The 20112-nt window shown below is 28.2% G+C and carries 17 protein-coding genes, 1 pseudogene and 1 riboswitch; of the genes and pseudogenes, 4 read left to right on the forward strand and 14 right to left on the reverse strand.

Features of this window, described 5'->3' with window-relative positions:
• The first annotated feature begins 142 nt into the window (after nt 1-142).
• Nucleotides 143-868, forward strand: a complete 726-nt coding sequence (locus KGF50_RS09520) for a pentapeptide repeat-containing protein (protein WP_227847827.1) — start codon at nt 143-145, stop codon at nt 866-868.
• Nucleotides 869-975: 107 nt separating this feature from the next.
• Nucleotides 976-2121, forward strand: a pseudogene (gene tnpB, locus KGF50_RS09525) (IS200/IS605 family element RNA-guided endonuclease TnpB).
• A 241-nt stretch (nt 2122-2362) separates the two neighbouring features.
• Here the strand turns inward: tnpB and KGF50_RS09530 are convergent.
• The 8 genes from KGF50_RS09530 to KGF50_RS09565 all read right to left on the reverse strand — a co-directional run bounded on the left by KGF50_RS09530 (nt 2363) and on the right by KGF50_RS09565 (nt 10920).
• Nucleotides 2363-3559: an ABC transporter ATP-binding protein gene (locus KGF50_RS09530; protein WP_227847828.1), complete on the reverse strand. Its 1197-nt coding sequence runs from the start codon at nt 3557-3559 to the stop codon at nt 2363-2365.
• A 2-nt stretch (nt 3560-3561) separates the two neighbouring features.
• The gene (locus KGF50_RS09535) at nt 3562-4587 is read right to left on the reverse strand and encodes an iron ABC transporter permease (protein WP_227847829.1); all 1026 of its coding nucleotides are present in this window, start codon (nt 4585-4587) and stop codon (nt 3562-3564) included.
• A 73-nt stretch (nt 4588-4660) separates the two neighbouring features.
• Complete coding sequence (locus KGF50_RS09540) at nt 4661-5791, reverse strand: ABC transporter substrate-binding protein (RefSeq protein ID WP_227847830.1); 1131 nt, start codon at nt 5789-5791, stop codon at nt 4661-4663.
• Between the two features lie 200 nt (nt 5792-5991).
• Nucleotides 5992-6172: riboswitch (cobalamin riboswitch) on the reverse strand.
• Nucleotides 6173-6294: 122 nt separating this feature from the next.
• A complete protein-coding gene (locus tag KGF50_RS09545; RefSeq protein WP_227847831.1) occupies nt 6295-7188 on the reverse strand; it encodes a dihydrodipicolinate synthase family protein in 894 nt (297 codons plus the stop codon).
• Between the two features lie 83 nt (nt 7189-7271).
• On the reverse strand, nt 7272-8174 hold the full coding sequence (locus KGF50_RS09550) for a fumarylacetoacetate hydrolase family protein (protein WP_227847832.1): 903 nt from the start codon (nt 8172-8174) through the stop codon (nt 7272-7274).
• Nucleotides 8175-8226: 52 nt separating this feature from the next.
• On the reverse strand, nt 8227-9387 hold the full coding sequence (locus KGF50_RS09555) for a UxaA family hydrolase (RefSeq protein ID WP_227847833.1): 1161 nt from the start codon (nt 9385-9387) through the stop codon (nt 8227-8229).
• Between the two features lie 175 nt (nt 9388-9562).
• A complete protein-coding gene (locus tag KGF50_RS09560; RefSeq protein WP_227829601.1) occupies nt 9563-9868 on the reverse strand; it encodes a UxaA family hydrolase in 306 nt (101 codons plus the stop codon).
• Between the two features lie 77 nt (nt 9869-9945).
• A complete protein-coding gene (locus tag KGF50_RS09565) occupies nt 9946-10920 on the reverse strand; it encodes a 2-keto-3-deoxygluconate permease (RefSeq protein ID WP_227847834.1) in 975 nt (324 codons plus the stop codon).
• Nucleotides 10921-11490: 570 nt separating this feature from the next.
• Between KGF50_RS09565 and KGF50_RS09570 the strand changes: the two genes are divergently transcribed.
• Nucleotides 11491-12267 (forward strand): IclR family transcriptional regulator, encoded by a 777-nt coding sequence (locus KGF50_RS09570; RefSeq protein WP_227847835.1) that lies wholly within the window; start codon nt 11491-11493, stop codon nt 12265-12267.
• Nucleotides 12268-12530: 263 nt separating this feature from the next.
• On the forward strand, nt 12531-13676 hold the full coding sequence (locus KGF50_RS09575) for an iron-containing alcohol dehydrogenase (protein WP_227847836.1): 1146 nt from the start codon (nt 12531-12533) through the stop codon (nt 13674-13676).
• Between the two features lie 155 nt (nt 13677-13831).
• Here the strand turns inward: KGF50_RS09575 and KGF50_RS09580 are convergent, their stop codons facing one another.
• The 6 genes from KGF50_RS09580 to KGF50_RS09605 form a co-directional block, all read right to left on the reverse strand.
• A complete protein-coding gene (locus tag KGF50_RS09580) occupies nt 13832-14701 on the reverse strand; it encodes a L,D-transpeptidase family protein (RefSeq protein WP_227847837.1) in 870 nt (289 codons plus the stop codon).
• A gap of 81 nt (nt 14702-14782) precedes the next feature.
• Nucleotides 14783-15496, reverse strand: a complete 714-nt coding sequence (locus KGF50_RS09585; protein ID WP_227847838.1) for a DUF434 domain-containing protein — start codon at nt 15494-15496, stop codon at nt 14783-14785.
• Between the two features lie 237 nt (nt 15497-15733).
• Entirely contained in the window at nt 15734-17116 is a 1383-nt protein-coding gene (locus KGF50_RS09590) for an FAD-dependent oxidoreductase (RefSeq protein ID WP_227847839.1), read from the reverse strand.
• Nucleotides 17117-17208: 92 nt separating this feature from the next.
• Entirely contained in the window at nt 17209-18507 is a 1299-nt protein-coding gene (locus tag KGF50_RS09595; RefSeq protein ID WP_227847840.1) for a cytochrome c biogenesis protein/redoxin, read from the reverse strand.
• Between the two features lie 125 nt (nt 18508-18632).
• Nucleotides 18633-18965 (reverse strand): winged helix-turn-helix transcriptional regulator, encoded by a 333-nt coding sequence (locus KGF50_RS09600; RefSeq protein WP_227847841.1) that lies wholly within the window; start codon nt 18963-18965, stop codon nt 18633-18635.
• A gap of 592 nt (nt 18966-19557) precedes the next feature.
• Nucleotides 19558-20025, reverse strand: coding sequence for a C-GCAxxG-C-C family protein (locus tag KGF50_RS09605; RefSeq protein ID WP_227847842.1), 468 nt, complete (start codon nt 20023-20025; stop codon nt 19558-19560).
• Between the last annotated feature and the right edge of the window lie 87 nt (nt 20026-20112).

Here is a 20112-nt window from a genome sequence, read left to right on the forward strand (position 1 = left end):
TGTTACTAGAGATAATAAACTTTCAATAATATATTTTATATTTTATATATTATTTAGAAGTTTTTTATTTATTGTTATATAATTAAATATATGACTATTTTGCTACTAAATATATAAAAATAAATTCGTGAAGGTGATTTTAATGAAAACTATTTCTAAACAAGAATTAGAAAAAGCACTTGAGAAACATTATTTATGGCTTAAAAATAATAATGATGGAGAAAAGGCAGATTTAAAAGAAGTGAGATTAGAAAATATGGATTTAAGAGGGTATTGTTTAAGTAATATTGACTTTTCATGGTCTGACCTTATCAATTTAAATTTAGAAAAAGCAGATTTAGAAAACTCTAATTTTAAGAATTCTTATTTTTCGGATTGTTCATTAAAAAATTCTATATTAAAAAATGTAGACTTAAGTGGAGCCAATTTTAGATTTTGTGATTTATCTAACTCAGATATTAGAGGTGCTAATTTAGAAAATTCTAATTTGGAATATGCTACATTGGATGGAGTAATATCAGATGAAAGTACTCGTTTTTTTAAATTGTACTGTCCTGAAACAGGTGCATTTATAGCTTATAAAAAATGTTTTAATTTTAGAATGGTACAATTATTGATACCAAGTGATGCAAAAAGAGTATCTGCTACATCAAATGCTTGTAGATGTGATAAAGCAAAAGTGCTGTCAATTACAAGTATAGATGGTAAAGAATCTTTTAAAAGTGCTCGTGCATATGTTGATGAAAATTTTATATATCGAGTAGGGGAAATGGTTGTAGCTGAAGATTTTCATGAAAATAGATGGAAAGAATCAACTACAGGAATTCACTTTTTTTTAACTAGAGAAGAAGCTATTGGTTATCTATAAAGTGTTATTGTTTTATCAAAGATAGGCTAAATACTCCATCCTCAACGTAAGTAGGGTGGAGATGTAAGCCTGAAACATGCTAATATAAATTAAAATAAGGTGAAGAAATGATACAGATGAAAGCTTTTAAATTTAGAATATATCCAAATCAAACTCAAAAAGAAATAATAGAAAAATCTTTTGGATGTTCGAGGTTTGTGTATAATCACATGTTAGCACTTCAAAAATAAAAATATGAAAATGAAGGTGAGTCATATTCAAAGTATGATTTAATTAAAAAACTTCCATCACTTAAAAAAGAATATGAATGGCTTAAAGAAGTTGATTCAACCAGCTTACAAGCTACTATTGATGATTTAGATAGTGCATATAAAAACTTCTTTAGAGAGTTTAAAAAAGGAAATAAACAAGGATTTCCAAAGTTCAAAAGCAAAAGAAATCCTAAAAGAAGTTTTGAAAGTAAATGGGTGAACAATAATATAACTATTAAGGATAACCTAATTAAACTGCCAAAATTGAAATGGGTTAAGGCTAAAGTAACTCAAAATATAAATGGTAGAATATTAAATGCTACTGTATTAAAAACAACTACAAGTAAATATTTTGTTAGTATGTGTTGTGAGGTTGACATAAAACCATTAAAAGAATCTGATAAATATATTGGTATAGATTTGGGTTTAAAAGATTTTGCAATATACTCTGATGGAAACGTATTTGATAATCCTAAGTGGTTAAGAAAAGCTAACTATAGATTGAAATTGGAACAGAGAAGATTATCAAAAATGATGAAGTTTAGTAATAATTGGAATAAACAAAAAAATAAAATAGCTAATATGCATGAAAAAATATCTAATCAAAGAAAAGATTACTTGCATCAAATATCAACTAAGCTAATTAGAGAAAACCAAATAATTTGTTTAGAAGATTTAAAAGTGAGTAATATGATTAAGAATCATAAATTAGCAAGTGAAATAAGTGAAGTTAGTTGGTATGAATTTAGAAGATTGCTTGAGTATAAAGCTATTTGGTATGGAAGATTAATTTCTATAATAGGAAATACATATCCATCCAGTCAGTTATGTAGTGTATGTGGTCATAGAAATAAAGATGTAAAAAGCTTAGCACTTAGAAAGTGGGTTTGCCCAGACTGCAATACGCAACATGATAGGGATATAAATGCCAGCATAAATATACTAAAAGAAGGATTAAGATTAGTGGGGATGGAACAGCCCTTAGAGCCTATGAATGCTTAGTGCAAAAGTGCTATCGAATAGGAATCTCCACCTTCAAACATTACCGAATGTAGTTAAGGTGGAGTAGTTCAATGAAGTATGTAGTTTAAAATACATAGTAAAAAATGTATTGCTAAATAAATAATTTCTAAAAAAGAGTATCTAGAGATTTTAAAAATACACCTTAAAAAACATTTTAAAAATCTACTTACGATACTCTTTTATATATTTTATCATTTCTAAATATGTCATAAATTACAATTTATAGTAAATTATTTATATCAACACTATCCACTATTTTAGAAACTTTATCTACATACTCTATATTATCACTCAAACTCTTATAATACTTATTACCCTCACTCTTAGTTCTAAATGAATAAACTTTTTTATCCAATTTTAAAGCCTCTTTTATAATGTCTATATTTCTTTTGTTTGTTTCTCCTACGCTAAATCCTGTGTCTATTATAATCTTAGAATTATTTAAATTTCTAATAGCCAAATCGAAACTTTCATCACTTATTGACTCAAATGGCTTTTCTGTAAACAACTTTATCCCCATAGTCCTACCAATTTCATAATCAATATCATTTTCATGTATTATACCAGAATATATACCTATGCCTCTCTTAGTAAAAGCTCTGTAGATTGGTGTTGCTTTGCCACCTCCACCAATTATAAAAACTTCATTTTTTGATTTATTGCTAATTTCTACTGCACCTAATAAACTGTTAAAATTTTTATCATCTAGTTCATAAAGTGAATTTATCATATTTTCATCTACCATATCTTCTGGCTGACCATACGCTATAACTTTGTTATTTTTCACAAGAGCAACCTTATCACAACTTTTTAGTGCTATATCTATTTCATGTAATGAAAGTATTACTGATATTGATTTTTCCTTACTTAATTTTTTTAATATGTTCATAAGTTCCAATCTATGCTTTATATCTAAATGAGTTGTAGGTTCATCTAATATTATTATTTCTGGCTCTTGAACTAATGCTCTTGCAACCAACACCTTTTGTTTTTCACCATCACTAAGTTCATCAAAATATCTTTTTTTTAAATGAAGAGCATTTACAGATTCTAATGAATCATCTACCATCATTAAATCTTTTTTAGATAGATTCCCAAAAAATCCTGTATAAGGATATCTTCCCATATTAACTATATCTTGTACAGTCATTAAATCTCCTAATAATCTATTTGTAAGTACCAAGGCCATCTTTTTAGATAATGTTTTTCTGGAGATATGATTTATATCTGCATCATTTAAATATATTTCACCTTTTATTGGTGTTATAAGTTTAGATAGAGACCTTAATATAGTAGTTTTTCCAGCACCATTACTTCCCAAAAGACATAATATTTCTCCATTTTTAACCTCTATGTTTATGTCACTTACAACCACTTTTTTATCATATCCAACACTTAAATTATTAGTTCTTAACATGTCTAAGCCCTATCCTTCCTTTTCATCAATAACATTATTACAATTGGAGCACCTAATAATGAAGTTATTGCACTTATTGGTAATTCTATTGGTGATAAAATTACTCTGGATACTAAATCACAAAGAGCTGTAACTATGCTTCCTAAAAGAATTACTACTGGTATCAATACTCTATTGTCTGATGTTTTAAATATCAATTTTGAGATTTGTGGTACTGCAAGACCAATAAATCCTATAGGACCTGCAAATGCTGATACTATTGCCGCTAGTATACTTGATATAAATACTACCAAAAATCTAAAAAATTTTATATTTACACCAATACTCTTTGCATATTCTTCTCCTAGTAAAAAAGCATTTAGAGGTTTTATTATGAATATAGTCATCAAAAGACCTAATATCCCAACTATCATAAGTATTTCTACTTTTTCCCATGTAAATCCAGAAAAACTACCCATAGACCACATCGTAAATTCCTTCAATTTTTCATTATTTGCAAATGATTGTAATATATTTGTAATTCCACTACATACATATCCAGTCATAATTCCTATCACCAAAAGCGTTGTTATATTTTTTACTTTGCTAGCAAATAGGATAACTATAGACATTACAATTAAAGCTCCTACAAATGCTGCTATAAATATACTCATTGAATTTATACTTTCAAACCCTAATGTATACCCACCTAAAATCATAAGTGCTACTGATAAAGTGGCACCTGAAGACACACCTAATATATATGGTTCAACTATTGGGTTTTTGAAAAATATCTGTAGTAGAATACCAGATACTGCTAAACATGCACCTCCTACCATAGTTGCAAGGACTCTGGGAATCCTTATATTATAAATTATTTTATAGTGTTCTGTACTATCTATTCCTCTTAATACAACATCTATTATTTCTTTAAATTCGATTTTTACAGAACCAAATGCTACACATATCAAAAAAGTAAGTATTATACCTACAATTAAGATTACAAATATAGTAGTATTTTTAATTCTGTTTTTATTGATAAAGTCCATCTATCTACTCCTCTTAATAAAAACTACATTCACTCAAATTTATAAAGTTTACTTGTTAATTTAATCTTATCTATTATTTATCATAATTTATATAGTGCTTAATCTTTTCACCAGTAGTACCTGGGTGAAACATTTCAACTAAATCCACTATTAATTCATCTGTCTTATCCACTGATTGATAATAATCTGGAGCAAACACCCATAAATTACCCTTTTTGACAACATCTAAATCAGCTAACACTGGTGCACTAGATTTTATAGACTCTAAATTTGGTGCATAATCTGAACTTGATGAATATACAAATATATCTGCATCTTTTGCCACTTCGTGTAATTGCTCAATACTTACTCGCCCTTCATTTGAATCTATTGAGGCACAAGCATTTATTCCACCTGCCATGTTTATCATATTATCTACATATGAATTTTTAGGTGCTATATAAGCATTACCTTCATATACAGATGCCCATACAACTTTAGGTTTGCTTTTATTTTTTATTTTTTTACTAACCTCTTCTATTTTTTGTACTGTTTTATCTAATTCACTAGTAGCTATATCCTCTTTATCATAGAATGCAGCGATTAAGCTTGTCCATTCCATTCTTCCAAATGGATTTTGCTCTTTATATTCATTATCTACAACATAGTTAAGTCCCAATTCTTTTAATTTATCTATAAATTTTGTATCCGCTTCTGATAAACCACTACTCACTATAGTCAAGTCAGGATTTAAGTCTACTATTTTTTCATAATCTGGTGCTAAATTTGAACCAACATAATGTATCTTACCATCTTTCATTAAATTTTTAATTTCTTTGATAGTCCAATATTGTTCTTCTGTTGTTACTGCTTTTATACTATCTAACTCACCTATTGTCCTTAAAGAGCAAGCTTGTGTTGTAGATGCTATCAATACATTATCTACAGGTGTTCTAACTATATTTGCATTTTTATATTTTTCAGGTATTTTTATCTTTTTAGGAATTAAAATTAGTTCTCTATTATCTCCATCAATAACCTTTTTAATTCCATCTTCTAAAGTCTCAACACTAAATCCACTTGCATATTTTAATTCTAATTTTTTCCCATTACTAACTTGTTCATTAGTTTTGTCTTTTTTGCTACAACCTACAATACCTCCCGCCAAAAAAATTACCATTACAACTAAAAAAAACTGCTTTAAAACATTTGATTTGAATTTCATCTCTTTCACTCCATTATTTTATTTTTTATGAGTGGCTACATATATCTAAAAAACATTTTACTAAAATTAAATTTTTTAATATAGCTTTTTAGTAAAATAAAAAACTTCTCCAAAATTAGCAAGGAGAAGCTTCTATATCAATTTTATAAAAAATGAATTGATATCTCATTTTATTATAAACTACAATCTCCACCCTAAATTGTATTTATGTAATACTGGGCAGGTCTCCTGACTCACGGCCTGTCCTCCATCAACCTTCCCAAAATTACTATGAATCTCAGTGGATTTGATTTTGTATCCGTATACAGTAGCGGGGGCTGTAGTGAATTTACATCACTTTCCCTATTAAACTAAAATAGTACCCTAGTATTATTTACATTTAATTTTTCATTAAGATAATTGTAGTTTATTGTTAATTACTTTGCAAGGTTGATTTAATATATCCACTCAAAAAGAGTGCTTAAAATGACTATAAAAATCAATTTAAAACACTCTTTATCTCGTTAATTTATATTTAATTCATCCATTAAATTTTTAATTTTACATACTTGATTTTCATCTGGTTTTATAAATGGAGCAGTTACATAATCACTTATTTCTAATCCTCTAATATTCATAGCTTTCTTCATTGCTGGTATAAATGGATTTGTTATTAAATAAAAATCCATTGCTTTATTAATATATTTTTGAATTTCAATAACTTTATCCATATCCTTATTATTATAAGCTTCAGCCCATTTAGAACAAACTTCTGGAATTAGATTTGATAATCCTCCTATACATCCTGCTCCTCCAGACATTAAGTTATGTATAAAATTTTCATCATATCCACTATATATCTTAAAATTTGGGAACTCTGTTTTCATAGTATTTATTAAATCTCTAGTATGTCCCATTAAAGTTACTGTATCTTTATATCCAACTATGTTTTTATGCTTTCTTGCAAGTTTTAATGTAAGTTCTGGACTTAAATCATAACCAGTTCTATCTGGATAATTATATAGGTATATTTCAGCATCTGTGTTTTCAGCTATCTTACTGTAAAACAGTTCAATACTATCATCATCAAGTGAGAAATAATAAGGACTTATTATCATAACTCCATCTGCTCCACTAGTATGTGCATAATTTGAAAGTTCTATAGACTCATCTGCACACATACGACTTGCACCTATAAACACTTTAACCCTCTTATCAACATGATTAATCACTAAATCTATAAGTTCTTTTTGCATATCCATAGACATATTAAAGAACTCTCCAGTACTTCCCATTATAACTAAACCATCTACTCCCCCATCTATAAGGTAGTCATATACTTTTTTGTTTCCTTCTCTATCTAAATTTCCGTCTTCATCAAATATTGTAACAACTGGTGTCAAAAATTCTGCTTTCATAATTTAAACTCCTAAAATTTATTTTGATATGTTCATTTAATATGTTTATAGTCTATGTTTTAAGATTATATATAATAAAACATTTACTTAACATAATTTTTCAATATTCCAATACTTTCAATCTCACATTCAATTACATCTCCACTATTCATATATCGAGGAGGAGAAAAGCCCATCCCTACTCCAGAGGGTGTTCCAGTTGCTATAATATCCCCAGCCTCTAAAGTCATCCCTTTTGAAAGTTCTGAAATTATATCTGAGATATCTGATATGAATAACTCTGTATTAGAATTTTGTCTTTCTTCATCATTTACTCTACTATATACATTAAGTTTTACTGGAAAAGAAATTGCACTTTTATGTAAGATACATGGCCCTAAAGATGTAAATGTATCTAATCCTTTTCCCCTAAACCATTGAACATGTTCTTTTTGCAACTTTCTAGCAGAAATATCATTTATCACAGTGTAACCAAAGATATAATCTTCTACATCTTCTTTTTCTATATTAACACCTGTTTTACCTATTACTACTCCAAGTTCAACCTCATAATCCAACTGATTATTTATATCAAAATGAGCATCTATCTCGTCTTCTGGACCTATTGCCTTTGTCACACGTTTTGTAAAATAGACTGTTTTCTCAGGTTCTTCAAAGCTGCTATCAAAATGAGTCTGAGTTTCTTCAAGATGTTCTTTATAGTTTACTCCTACACATAAAATATCGTGTATTGGTTTTTCTATAGGAACATATATAGTACACTCTTCTTTTTTAAAAACATTATAGTCATTAAATGATTCTTCATTTATAATATTTTTTAACTTAATAATATCATCCTGAGATACGCTTTGAATTAAATCATTTACATCTATAAAAAATTTACTAAGACTTATGGAATTGACATCAATAATAAACAATTCATCCTTTGAGAGAATTCCTACCTTTTTAGATGTATCTTCTCCACTACTAAAACTAACAAACTTCATACTATCACCCTTTAGTAAAATTCTAAATGCATACTTTTTTAAGTCTTATATTTTATACATAATTACATACTCTAGCTATTGCCATTTCAGTATATCCAAGTGCTTCTGCTTTTGATTGCTTACCATTTGCTACATCTACAACTAGATTTAATAAGTCATCTGTCAATTCTTCCATTGTCTGTGGCCCATATATAACTGGACTAGCATCAAAATCCATATTGTCTTCCATATTTGCAAAAGTTATTTTATTTCCAGTTATTTTTATTACTGGAGCTATTGGATTTCCTGATGGAGTCCCTCTACCTGTACTAAATACTACTACTTGAGCTCCTCCTGCAACCATACCCGCAACAGATGAAGCATCATTTCCTGGTGTATCCATTATTACAAGCCCCTTCTTATCAATTTGCTTTGCATAATCATAGACTTCACTTATTACTCTGTGTCCACCTTTGTGTATACAGCCTAGTGATTTTTCTTCCAAACTTGTAAGCCCACCAGCTATATTTCCAGGAGATGGATTTCCTTCTCTAACTTCTTCTCCAACTAATTTTAATGAATCTTCATATCTATGTACTATATGTAATATTTTTTCTTTTACTTCTTCATTTACTGCTCTTCTAGCTAATATATGTTCTGCTCCTATAAATTCGGTAGTTTCACTTAAAATTGAAGTAGACCCTAAATCAACAAGTCTATCGCTTAATTCTCCTATTAGCGGATTAGCAGCTAGCCCACTTGTTGGGTCAGACCCACCACATTCAGTCCCTAATATAAGTTCAGATATTGGAAATTCTTCTTTTCTAAGTATAGAAGCTTCTTGTGCCATTTCTCTAGCATAACGAACAGCTTTTTCTATAGTTTTTAAAGTTCCATGCTCTTCTTGTATTACAAGAGTCTTTATTGGTTTATTTGTTCTTTCTTTTATTGCATCAACTACCAAATCATTTTGACAATTTTCACAACCTAAAGACACAACTATCACACCATATACATTTGGATTTGCTGCATATCCAGCCATAACATCCATAGTTAATTGTTGGTCTGAGCTTACTTGAGAACATCCATTTTGATTATTAAAAGTAACAGCCCCTTGAACTTGTGATGCTATAATTCTCGTTGTATCTGATGCACACACACTTGTAGGTAATATTAATATGTGATTTCTTATACCAACTCTTCCATCAGGTCTTTTATATCCATAAAATTTCATATTGATTTCCTCCTAAAATAGTCTCTTTATCATACTTTATGTGATTTTCTTGTACTATAAATTTTATTCTTATTGCTAATTAGCTAACTAAAATCCTTCTTATTTAATCATTCAACACTAAACATTTTAATCATTTAATACTAAATACGACTTTTCTTGAATTATAAATGTTACTTTATATGTTTGATACAATTTGTTTATCTAAATCTTCCCTAACACTTTTAACATTGTGAATATGTACATGTTGGCCAATTTTTATTTCTTGATTAGCTTCTCCTATATGTTCTCCATATTTAGTGACTTTATCACCCTCAGCCATATCCTTTATAGCTAATTTATGATAAATAGTTATATCATCTAAAGCTGTTATTGTTTTTATCGTTTTATCTTTTAATTTAAATTTAATTTCGCTATTCTTAGATATTGCCTCAATAGCCACTGCAACATTATCTTTTTCATCAATTATCACTGCATTTATCATTATCTTTGTTCTCCTTTATAAATAATATAATTTTATTGACATACAAAACCATCTTAGTAATCATATATCGGTATTCATCAGGCCACTATTGTTCCATCATCTTTTTGTTTTGGGAATTTAGGACATCCATACTTCTTGGCCCACCAGCTAGTTATAAGAGGAACTACTATCGCAGTAACAACTACTGCAGCTGCTACTTGTGTTGTAGCTGTTGCAACATATGGTTGCCATGTTGGGTCAACTAATGCAACAGCAGCAGGAACAGCAATTGCATTCCCTGCGGTTGTAGCTACAGCCCATCCTGCATACCCTGGACGTTTCCCTATAAATCTATCACAGAATACTATAAATACGCCTCCTACAAACACAGATATTAATCCAAGTAATACTCCAGATAGTCCTCCTTTTAATATACTTGCAAGATTTATGCTACTTCCAAGTGCAAATCCTACAAAAGGCACTAATAAATTACATCCTGGTTCTAAAAATTCTTTCATCTTTTTATCAAAATTACCGATTATCATACCAACAAGTATTGGTACAATTGCAGCTAACAATGACATTAATGGAACATTTGCAAGTCCTGAAGTCCCAAGAGCTATCAATGTAAAAAATGGACCATCATTCAAAGTAAGTAAACTCATAGTTGCACAATCTGTTTCATCTCCATATGAAGTCATTAATGAAAGATATATACTACCATTACTATTTGTAACTGCACTTATAACTGCTAAAGTTGTAAGACCTAATACTCCATCCATTCCAAATAATTTTCCTATAAGTATACCTATTAAAGCACCTATAGCAAATTTAGAGCCAAGAAGTATACCTCCTCTTTTTAATACTTTTGGCATTTCTTTAAATTGAAGCTGAGTTCCAAGACATACTAGCTGAACCCCTATTATAGTTGCAGAGCCAACACTTGAGAATACTGCTGTTGTAAATGAACCTATTTGTACAATATCTGGGCAAAATGTATTAATGAAAGCTGCTATAAACATTGGAACTATCATCATACCTGCAGGAATTTTTTTAATAAAATCCATTATCATAAAGTTACTCCTCCTAAAACATGATATTTAATTACTCTTATTAAATTTTTTAGCTTTAATTTTAACGGCCGTTTCGGTTCGTATTTAAGAACTAAGTTTTTATTTACGAATCTTTGAATTAATGATAGCATTTTCCCAATTATGAGTCAATAAAAAAAATAAATTTTTGTCAAAATTTTTTCAAATTATCTGATAATATAGCAACAGTTATCAATTATCTTCATTATATGCAAAATATAAAAAGTAATTTTTCTCGCTTCACATCCATATATCACAATTTATATAATTTAAATTCACAATATTTCGATATTTTTATATAAAATACGATTATTATTGTCTTATCTTAAATTATATAGCTAAATACAGTTCACTTTCTTCAGGTATATTTTGGAAATTATTTCAAGTTTTCAACATAAATGTTTTATCAAAAAAATTATCTACAAATATTTACAATTAAAGCTTATTCATACATACAGTCATATATTTTATTTCTACATTGTAAATTATCACACAGTATGCTAAAATCAACATATTCTAACACTTTAAATTAACAAAGATAGGGGGAAATTTATGACTTCAGATAATCATCGCCCAACAGCTAGGATATTAGATATTTTAGAAGCATTAGCTGAATCTGAGAATGGATATACTCTTACAGAAATAGCAGATGCTATCAATGCTCCAAAAAGTAGTATCTTTCCTATAGTCCATACACTTAATGCCAGAAAATACATTACTATTGATAAAAATACGTCTAAATATTCCATAGGTATACGTTCTTACACATTAGGGTCTTCGTTTTTTGAGAAAAGAACTATTTTTAACTACATAGTTGACGAAATGACTAATATAGTTAATTCTTGTTCTGAAACTTGCCAACTTGGTATACTTGACAATAACGAAGTCCTTTATATTGGAAAAGTTGACTCTCCAGAGCCAATTAGACTTATTTCTTATGTTGGTAAAAAAATTCCTGCTAATTGTACAGGTCTTGGTAAAGCACTTTTATGTGATTTTGATAAGGAAGAACTAATGAATTTATATCCAGATGGGTTAAAGGGATTTACAAAAAAATCAATTACTGACTTTGATATTTTATATGACCAGCTTCTTGAAGTTCGTGAAACTCAAATAGCTTCAGAATGTGAAGAATCAATGGAATACTTAAAATGCTTTGCTGTACCAATAAGAAAAAATGGATGTATAAGAGCTGCTGTTAGTGTAACACTTCCACTTTTTAGGTCTAGTGAAGAAAAAATAGAACTGATAAAAAAATTACTTCTAAATGCACAAAAAAATATTCAATCTATGATGGAAGAACGTAATGAAGATATTATAATAAATTAGATTGATAAAAACAAAGTTACTGACTTAATTACAGTAACTTTGTTTTTTTATACTCTTTTTTATTTTTAATATTTTTATTGACATGATAAAAATACTATGTTAAATTCTAATCATAATCGTAATAACGAACTTAGTTCTTATATAAAAACTCGCAATATATATTTCAACCTCAAAACTCAATATATAATATGTGAATTAGTATAAGACTATTATAGGTATGTATATTTTGCATAAAAATTAATTCAAAAAAGGAGATTTTAACTATGAGTATCTATTATGTACCACCAATAAACTTACTTGGGAAAGGGTGTCTTAGTGAAGCTAAAGACTCAATTAAATCCTTAGGCACTAAAAAAGCATTTATTGTTAGCGATAAATTCCTAACTTCAAATGGTACTGTAAAAAAAGTAACAGATATGTTATCTCAAATAGGTGTGAACTTTACTACTTATGATGAAGTTAAGCCAAACCCAACTGTGACTAATGTCAATAATGGACTTGAAATACTAAAATCAGAAAATTGTGACTTCGTTATAACTATAGGTGGTGGTTCTCCACAAGATTGTGGTAAAGCCATTTCTATATTAGCTACCAATGGAGGTGACATTAGAGATTATGAAGGTGTAAATAAAACTTCTAAAAAATGTCTTCCTATAGTTGCTATAACTACTACTGCTGGTACATCAGCTGAAGTTACAATAAATTATGTTATAACAGATGAAGATAGACGTGTAAAAATGATAATGGTTGATACAAATGCACTAGCTACAATGACAGTAAATGACCCAGAATTAATGATTAGTAAGCCAGCTAACTTAACAGCAGCAACTGGTATGGATGCACTTACTCATGCTATAGAAGCTGTAGTGGCTAATGGAGCTTATGATGTTACAGATTCAACTGCACTATATTCTATAAAACAGATATTTGAATATCTCCCTAGAGCTGTTAAAGATGGTAATGATATAGAAGCTAGAGAACAAATGTGTTATGCTTGTTTTCTAAATGGAATTGCTTTTAGTAATGCAGGTCTTGGAAATGTCCATGCCATGGCTCATCAATTGGGAGGTTTATATGATTTACCTCATGGAGTATGTAATGCTATGTTGCTACCAATAGTTGAAGAAGAAAATGCTAAATCTGCGCCTTCTAAATTCCGTCCGATAGCTGAGATTATTGGAATGAATGTACATAACAAATCAGATAAAGAATGTGTTGATTTTGTAATAGATAAAATAAAGGCTCTTTCAGAAGAAGTAGGAATTCCAAAATCTCTAAAAGATGTTGGTGTTGATAATCCTAATTTTGAGTTGCTTGCTGAAAATTCTATGAAAGATGCTTGTGCTGGAGCTAATCCTGTTTTCTTTGATAAAGACAAGATTATAGAATTATTTAAGAAAATCTCTTAATATAATCACACTTATAAATTAATTATGTATATTTATAAGGGAGTGTCTTAAAATATTTTCATTTGATTCTAGACACTCTCTTATTATATAACTCTTTATCTTTAATTTTGTTTTAAGCTCATTAAAATTAATAAATAATATTGTTTGACATCTATTTAATGAATTATAACTGTTGTTGTATCTGGTATATTATCATATATCCACTTGGCATTTTCTGTACTTAGTCTAATACATCCATGACTAAGAGCTTCACCAAGTCTACCATCTATTATATAGCTTCCTGTCGAATCATATAGTACAGAATGATAATAATACCCACCTTTAATTCTAGTGGCATACTTAACTGAATACTCATCTGTCCCAAAAGAAGGCTTTCTCCCACTTATATAAAAAATACCTGTTATAGTTGGAGTTTCAGGTTTACCTATAGTACATTCCCATTTATATAATTGCCCCCAACCACCATTATCCTTCTTGAAAATATAAGTATATTTATTTTTAAGGTCTGTGGTAATTAGATAGTCACTAGTACTTTTAATATTATTTTCATTAACAAATTTAGTCATATCAGTGTAAAAATACTTATAATCTAATTCATTAGGTTTATTTCCATCACTTGACAAGAAATAATTAAAAACATAACCTGTCTTATCATCATATACAACTTTACTCCAGTCCCCTTCTACTTGTAGAACTTCGACCCTAGATTTTTCAGGAATTACTGTAATTATATTAGAAGTTGTAGACTTATCTTCTCTTAAATTTAAATTACTCCAAGCATATTCACTTACTGATATTAAATCCCTGTATACATACCCTTCTTGAGAATTGTAAATTACTTTAATCCAATCGTCTTCTTCATCTAACACCTCTAATTTAGAGCCTTGAGGTATTACAGTTATAATACTTGAATTTGTAGATTTTGCAGACCTCAAATTTACATTTACTAAAGCATATTTATATATAGGTGCTCTGTATTTTTTAATGTTTATTTTAAATAGCTTCACACATACCCATCCTCTCATATGTCTTTTTACAATACTTTATGAAATTCGATATGTATTCGTTCTTCTATTTTTAAACTTATTCTGTATAATTAAAGGTTATTATCCATTTAAATTTACAATATTACAATCTTTAATATATTCTTCAATTATACTTCTAGCCACATTAAAATAACTTATACATTTATCAACTATAACAGCATCACTACTAACTACTCTATCAAGTTTTTCTAATATAACATCTGCATTTTTTACTAGCTCTACTTCTGTTTCAATTTTCCATACCTTAGCATGCTCTAATATCTTATACCTTAGATTTCCAGAATTAGAAACTGGTGCATCTAAGTAAAATTTAATTTTTTGTGCTTTATATTTGTTGAAAAATTTTCCTATTAGATTTAAAGCTTCTTCTGTTTTATCTATAATTTTATATGTTCCTCTAAGACCTGCTAAATCTCTTATATTTCCGTCTCTACCTATGACTAGAGTTCCTCCAGATAATGCTACTTCTAGAGCTATTATTAAATTAAAACCATCTATGTATATAATTCCTTCATTTATTTTATCTAGGGAAAGTATCTTTGATTGTCTTATTATATTTTTTTCATCAGTACAGACTGCTCTTTTCAATGCATCTCTTTGTCTTATTGAAAACTGATATCTATCTCCAACAAAAGTTACAACTGGGTCTATTTTATAATCTCTATTTATTAACCATTCTATTTCTTCTTGAGCTTTTGCAAGTCTTATAAGTTCTTTACTTGAAAACCATCGTTTATCATTCTCATCAAATCCTCTTTTAGATATTTTATTCATAGAGTATTTCACCACCTTAATATGAAGTTTGCTAATATTATCTTCTCCATTTAGACTATTCAATATTTAGATTATACATTTTAATAGCAGATTATAATACAAAATACTTACTTTTTTACTATATTTATATTTTATAATATAAAAGAAAGGATACTATTAGTAAATTCTCATAGTATCCTCTCTTTAAAATTTATTTATAATGATAATTTTAGGCTTTATTTATATATTACACTTATTTTATACTTCCTTTATCATATTAGGAGATAAAACATCATTAAGAGCCTCTGTCATAGTTGGATGTGCATAAACACGGTCTCTTAAATATGTGTATTCTACTTCTAAATCTACAGCTAACTGAATTAAGTGTATAATCTCACTTGAATCTTCACATATCATGCTAGCCCCAAGTATTTTATTGGAATTTTTATCTATTACGATTTTTATAAACCCATCAGTCTTTCCAATTTGTTTAGCTCTTGGAATTGCATCAACTGGTATCTTTGCTACTAATACATCGTATCCTTTTTCCTTTGCTTGTTTAACATTAAGACCAACTCTTGAAAATGCTGGACTTATAAATATAGCATTTGGTATATTTTTTCTATTGCTAGTTGTTCTAGTTTTATTTCCAAATAATTGATTGATTATTATACGATAGTCGTCTAGTGATATATAAGTAAATTGAGGTCCTCCATTTATATCTCCTATAGCCCATATGTGTTCTTTATTAGTCTTAAGGGTATCTGATACTTTAATAAATCCTCTTTCATTTAACTCTATACCTGCATTTTCAAGTCCTAAACCTTCAGTATTTGCCTTTCTACCAGTAGCTACAAGTATTATATCACTTGTTATTTCCTTTAATTCATTATTTATCTCATATTCTACTGTAGCTAAATTAGAAACTTCCTTAATCTCTTTTACCTTTGTATTATTTATAATTTTTACATTTCTCTTTTCAAGTAATTTTATTATTTCTTGTGAATCTTCAATATCTTCATTTGGTAAAATCCCATTATTTGAATTTAATATTGTAACTTCTGTTCCAAATGAACTATAGATACCTGCAAATTCTAAACCTATAAACCCAGCTCCTATAATTGTCATTTTTTTAGGTAGAGTTCTCAGATTCATAAGAGATTCACTATTATATACTATTTTATTATTTTCAATACCTTTAATATTAGGTATAAATGATTTTGAGCCAGTATTAATAAATATCCTCTCTGATACTAATTCATAAACTTCATTTTCAGTTTTTACTTCTACTGTATTTTCATCAATAAAAGTCGCCATTCCTGTAAATATAGTTACATTATCATTTGAATTTAATTTATTATAGTTAGCTTCTCTAAGCTTTGTAATCAAAGTTTCTTTTTTATCTATAGCTTTTTCATATTCGATTTGTGCATCATTCCAAGAGTTTATATTTTTTACATTGTTTGCTGAGTTTTCTAAGCTTTTAGTTGGGATACATGCTACATTTATACATGTTCCTCCATACATTTTATTTGATTTTTCTACTAAAGCTACTTTTAATCCTCTATTAGCTAAATCTCCTGCTAATGTTTTTCCACCTTTTCCAAATCCTATTATTATTGTATCAAATGTTTTTTTCATATAATTTTCAACCCTTTCCTTCGTTATTTATACTCTTACTATAACAAGATTTTCTAGGTGGTACAATTAGGTACTTTTTTGTAACCTTATATTTAGTACTCTTTATTTTTCTGATTTTCAATGAAAGACATCATAGTCTCTTTATTCATTGCTCCTGGAATGTACTGAGTTACATATCCTTCTTTATCAATTATAAATGTAGTCGGAAAAGCATTAATTCCATATTGATATGCTAGTTCTCCATCTTCATCAAGTGCAACAGGGAAAGTATATCCTTCCTCTTTTAAAAAGTTAATTACATGTTCTCTTGAACCTTCTCTTCCTAAATTAGGTGATGCTACACCTAAAATTACTACATCTTCATTATTTTTCTTATAATCCTTATACAACTGCTCTATATGAGGCATTTCCTCTTTACATGGAGGGCACCATGTAGCCCAGAAATTTAAAAACACAACCTTACCTTCATAATCGCTTAATTTGTGTGTTTTACCATATTGGTCAGTTAAAGTAAAATCAATGGATTTTATTCTCTCTTCATCATTAGAGCCGCTATCATTATTTTCATTATTGGATTTGTTTTGATTATCTTTGTCACCAGACTCTCCTTGTGTACCTCCATTAGAATTTCCTTGTTTATTCTCTCCTTGATTCACACTTTGATTATTTTCAACTTTATTTTTTTGTGGAATATTAAAGTGCTTGCTCACACTTTCAAATCCATTTATCATCATTAATATTCCTGATATTATGAGTATAGCTCCACCTATCTTTTTAATAATTTCCATATTAGATTTTATTTTATCAATAGTCTTAAATAGCTTACTATAGAACATAGCTGTAATTATAAATGGCAAAATAAATCCAATAGTATATACTACTATTAAAAGATTTGCATTCAAATGATTAGTTGAGCTAGAAACCATTACTAATACAGATGCTAATATTGGACCAATACAAGGAGTCCACCCAAAACTAAATGTAAATCCAAGTAAATATGCTGTTATTGCTTTCATTTCTTTAAACTTTACATTCAATCTTTTTTCTCTATTTAGTATTGAAGATTTAATTACTCCCATGTAAAATAATCCCATGATAATAATTATAATCCCACCTATAAACATTATTAGGTCTTTATTCTCATTAAAAAACATACTCAATACTCTCACTGATGACCCTAATATAAAAAAGGTTGTCGAAATTCCTAGAGTAAATAAGATAGTATTTTTAAATAGAGAACTTTTTATAAAATTCGTTTTTCCCTCTTTTAAGTTTTCTACACTACTATTTGACAGTATACTTAGATAAATAGGTAGTATTGGTAATATACATGGCGAAAAAAACGATAATATCCCTTCTATAAATACCACAAATAAATTTACATTTTGCAAATTAAAGTTCCTCCTTATTCTATTTCTACTATTAAAACAAAAAATTATGTACCTTTTTGTTCTTACTTTTATATTTACTCACAGATTAATTAAATCACTGTAAATTTAAAAGCAAATTTAAAAACTTATTTATCACAATTTAAATTTTTATTGCTCCACATAATCATCTTTTCCATAACAGGAAGCAATAGTAATCCTGACTCACTTAAAAAATATGTTGACTCTACAATGTTATTAACTGACTTTTTTTTGTTGATTATAATTCCTTGCTCAATTAAAAAATCTAATTGTTGAGTTAACATTTTCTTACTACATTCTGGAATAGTTCTCTGTAATTCTCCAAATCTTTTTTTATCTTTTTGCAACTCCCATATTATTATAGCCACCCATTTTTTACCTAATATACTTGATAATGCTTCTACTGGACAATCATATATCATATCATCTATATTGTACATTTTATCTCCTCTTTCTTTTAATTAATTATTAAGACATGCTTTTATTTCATTTATAAATGTATTGAGATTTACTAGTTTAAGGTTTTTAATATATATATTTTGGTTTTAAAATATTTCTAAGGTTTTATATAATTACTATATCAGTTTTATAAATACATCACAATTGGGTACTTTTTTGTAACTACATATTTGCAATCACATAAAATATTTATAACTACATAAAATCAAATTTAATTATAGTGAATAAATTCAGCTCTCATATTAATAATTCTTTATCTAAGTTCTTTATCCTGTTTTAATAATTTTTATATAATGCTGAACCCACACCTTCATATTTACCCAAATTTATACAAATTAAAAAATCTGGCAGATATTTATCTGCCAGATTATTAAATGATAAACTTATTTTTACACTTATAAATCTAATGATATTGAAATAACTTCAATTTGTTTTAATAAACTTAGTTATGTTATTAAAATTAACTATGTCATTAAAGTTAGTTACATTATTAGAATTAGCTATATTATTAAAGTTAGTCATATTATTAAAGCCTGTAAATTTAATTTCAAAAATTTACAGGCTAATATCGTATTATTTAATATTAAGTTTTTCATCTTCAACTAGTTTATTTGCAACCCACTCTGTAACTTGACCTGTTATTTTGATACAATGTTCTTTTCTTTCAGCAGACATAAAATTATCACCATTCCATTGTTTTGTCATAACTCTACAACAGGTTGCACCATATTCTTTTTTGATATAGTCATGTAGACCCTTAGCTAGTTCAAACATTTTTGGATTCATAGCTTCACCATGAACTCTTCCATACACAATACCTAAAGCCATCTCTCCTCCAGATATTGCTTCACAAAGACATTGTGCTTTTCCAAGTCCTATTGGAAATCCTGATGCCATCTTAGTTATCTCTGGGCTAAATGGTTGACCTAAAGCATCATTTATTGTTTGAAGAACAGCTTCAGAGCAAAAAAATTCACCTTTTCTAAAGTATTCTTCAGATATTGTTCTAACCTCTTTCAAATATTCTTCTTTTGTTTTCATTATTTTACCTCCAAAAAAGTTAAGCCAAATTAAGTTTCTAGATTTCATGTAACTCTCACTTATTAAAATTTTCATTTAAACATGTAC

The organism is Clostridioides sp. ZZV15-6598 (genome assembly GCF_020657705.1).
In the GTDB taxonomy this organism is placed as follows: Bacteria; Bacillota; Clostridia; order Peptostreptococcales; family Peptostreptococcaceae; genus Clostridioides; species Clostridioides difficile_F.

Bases quoted from the DNA above. Each gene is read 5' to 3' on its own strand.
- KGF50_RS09545 (WP_227847831.1), bottom strand. From the start codon at position 7,188: ATGAAAGCAGAATTTTTGACACCAGTTGTTACAATATTTGATGAAGAC.
- KGF50_RS09570 (WP_227847835.1), top strand. From the start codon at position 11,491: ATGACTTCAGATAATCATCGCCCAACAGCTAGGATATTAGATATTTTA.
- KGF50_RS09540 (WP_227847830.1), bottom strand. From the start codon at position 5,791: ATGAAATTCAAATCAAATGTTTTAAAGCAGTTTTTTTTAGTTGTAATG.
- KGF50_RS09590 (WP_227847839.1), bottom strand. From the start codon at position 17,116: ATGAAAAAAACATTTGATACAATAATAATAGGATTTGGAAAAGGTGGA.
- KGF50_RS09555 (WP_227847833.1), bottom strand. From the start codon at position 9,387: ATGAAATTTTATGGATATAAAAGACCTGATGGAAGAGTTGGTATAAGA.
- KGF50_RS09535 (WP_227847829.1), bottom strand. From the start codon at position 4,587: ATGGACTTTATCAATAAAAACAGAATTAAAAATACTACTATATTTGTA.
- KGF50_RS09520 (WP_227847827.1), top strand. From the start codon at position 143: ATGAAAACTATTTCTAAACAAGAATTAGAAAAAGCACTTGAGAAACAT.
- KGF50_RS09605 (WP_227847842.1), bottom strand. From the start codon at position 20,025: ATGAAAACAAAAGAAGAATATTTGAAAGAGGTTAGAACAATATCTGAA.
- KGF50_RS09580 (WP_227847837.1), bottom strand. From the start codon at position 14,701: ATGAGAGGATGGGTATGTGTGAAGCTATTTAAAATAAACATTAAAAAA.
- KGF50_RS09565 (WP_227847834.1), bottom strand. From the start codon at position 10,920: ATGATAATGGATTTTATTAAAAAAATTCCTGCAGGTATGATGATAGTT.
- KGF50_RS09530 (WP_227847828.1), bottom strand. From the start codon at position 3,559: ATGTTAAGAACTAATAATTTAAGTGTTGGATATGATAAAAAAGTGGTT.
- KGF50_RS09560 (WP_227829601.1), bottom strand. From the start codon at position 9,868: ATGATAAATGCAGTGATAATTGATGAAAAAGATAATGTTGCAGTGGCT.
- KGF50_RS09585 (WP_227847838.1), bottom strand. From the start codon at position 15,496: ATGAATAAAATATCTAAAAGAGGATTTGATGAGAATGATAAACGATGG.
- KGF50_RS09550 (WP_227847832.1), bottom strand. From the start codon at position 8,174: ATGAAGTTTGTTAGTTTTAGTAGTGGAGAAGATACATCTAAAAAGGTA.
- KGF50_RS09600 (WP_227847841.1), bottom strand. From the start codon at position 18,965: ATGTACAATATAGATGATATGATATATGATTGTCCAGTAGAAGCATTA.
- KGF50_RS09575 (WP_227847836.1), top strand. From the start codon at position 12,531: ATGAGTATCTATTATGTACCACCAATAAACTTACTTGGGAAAGGGTGT.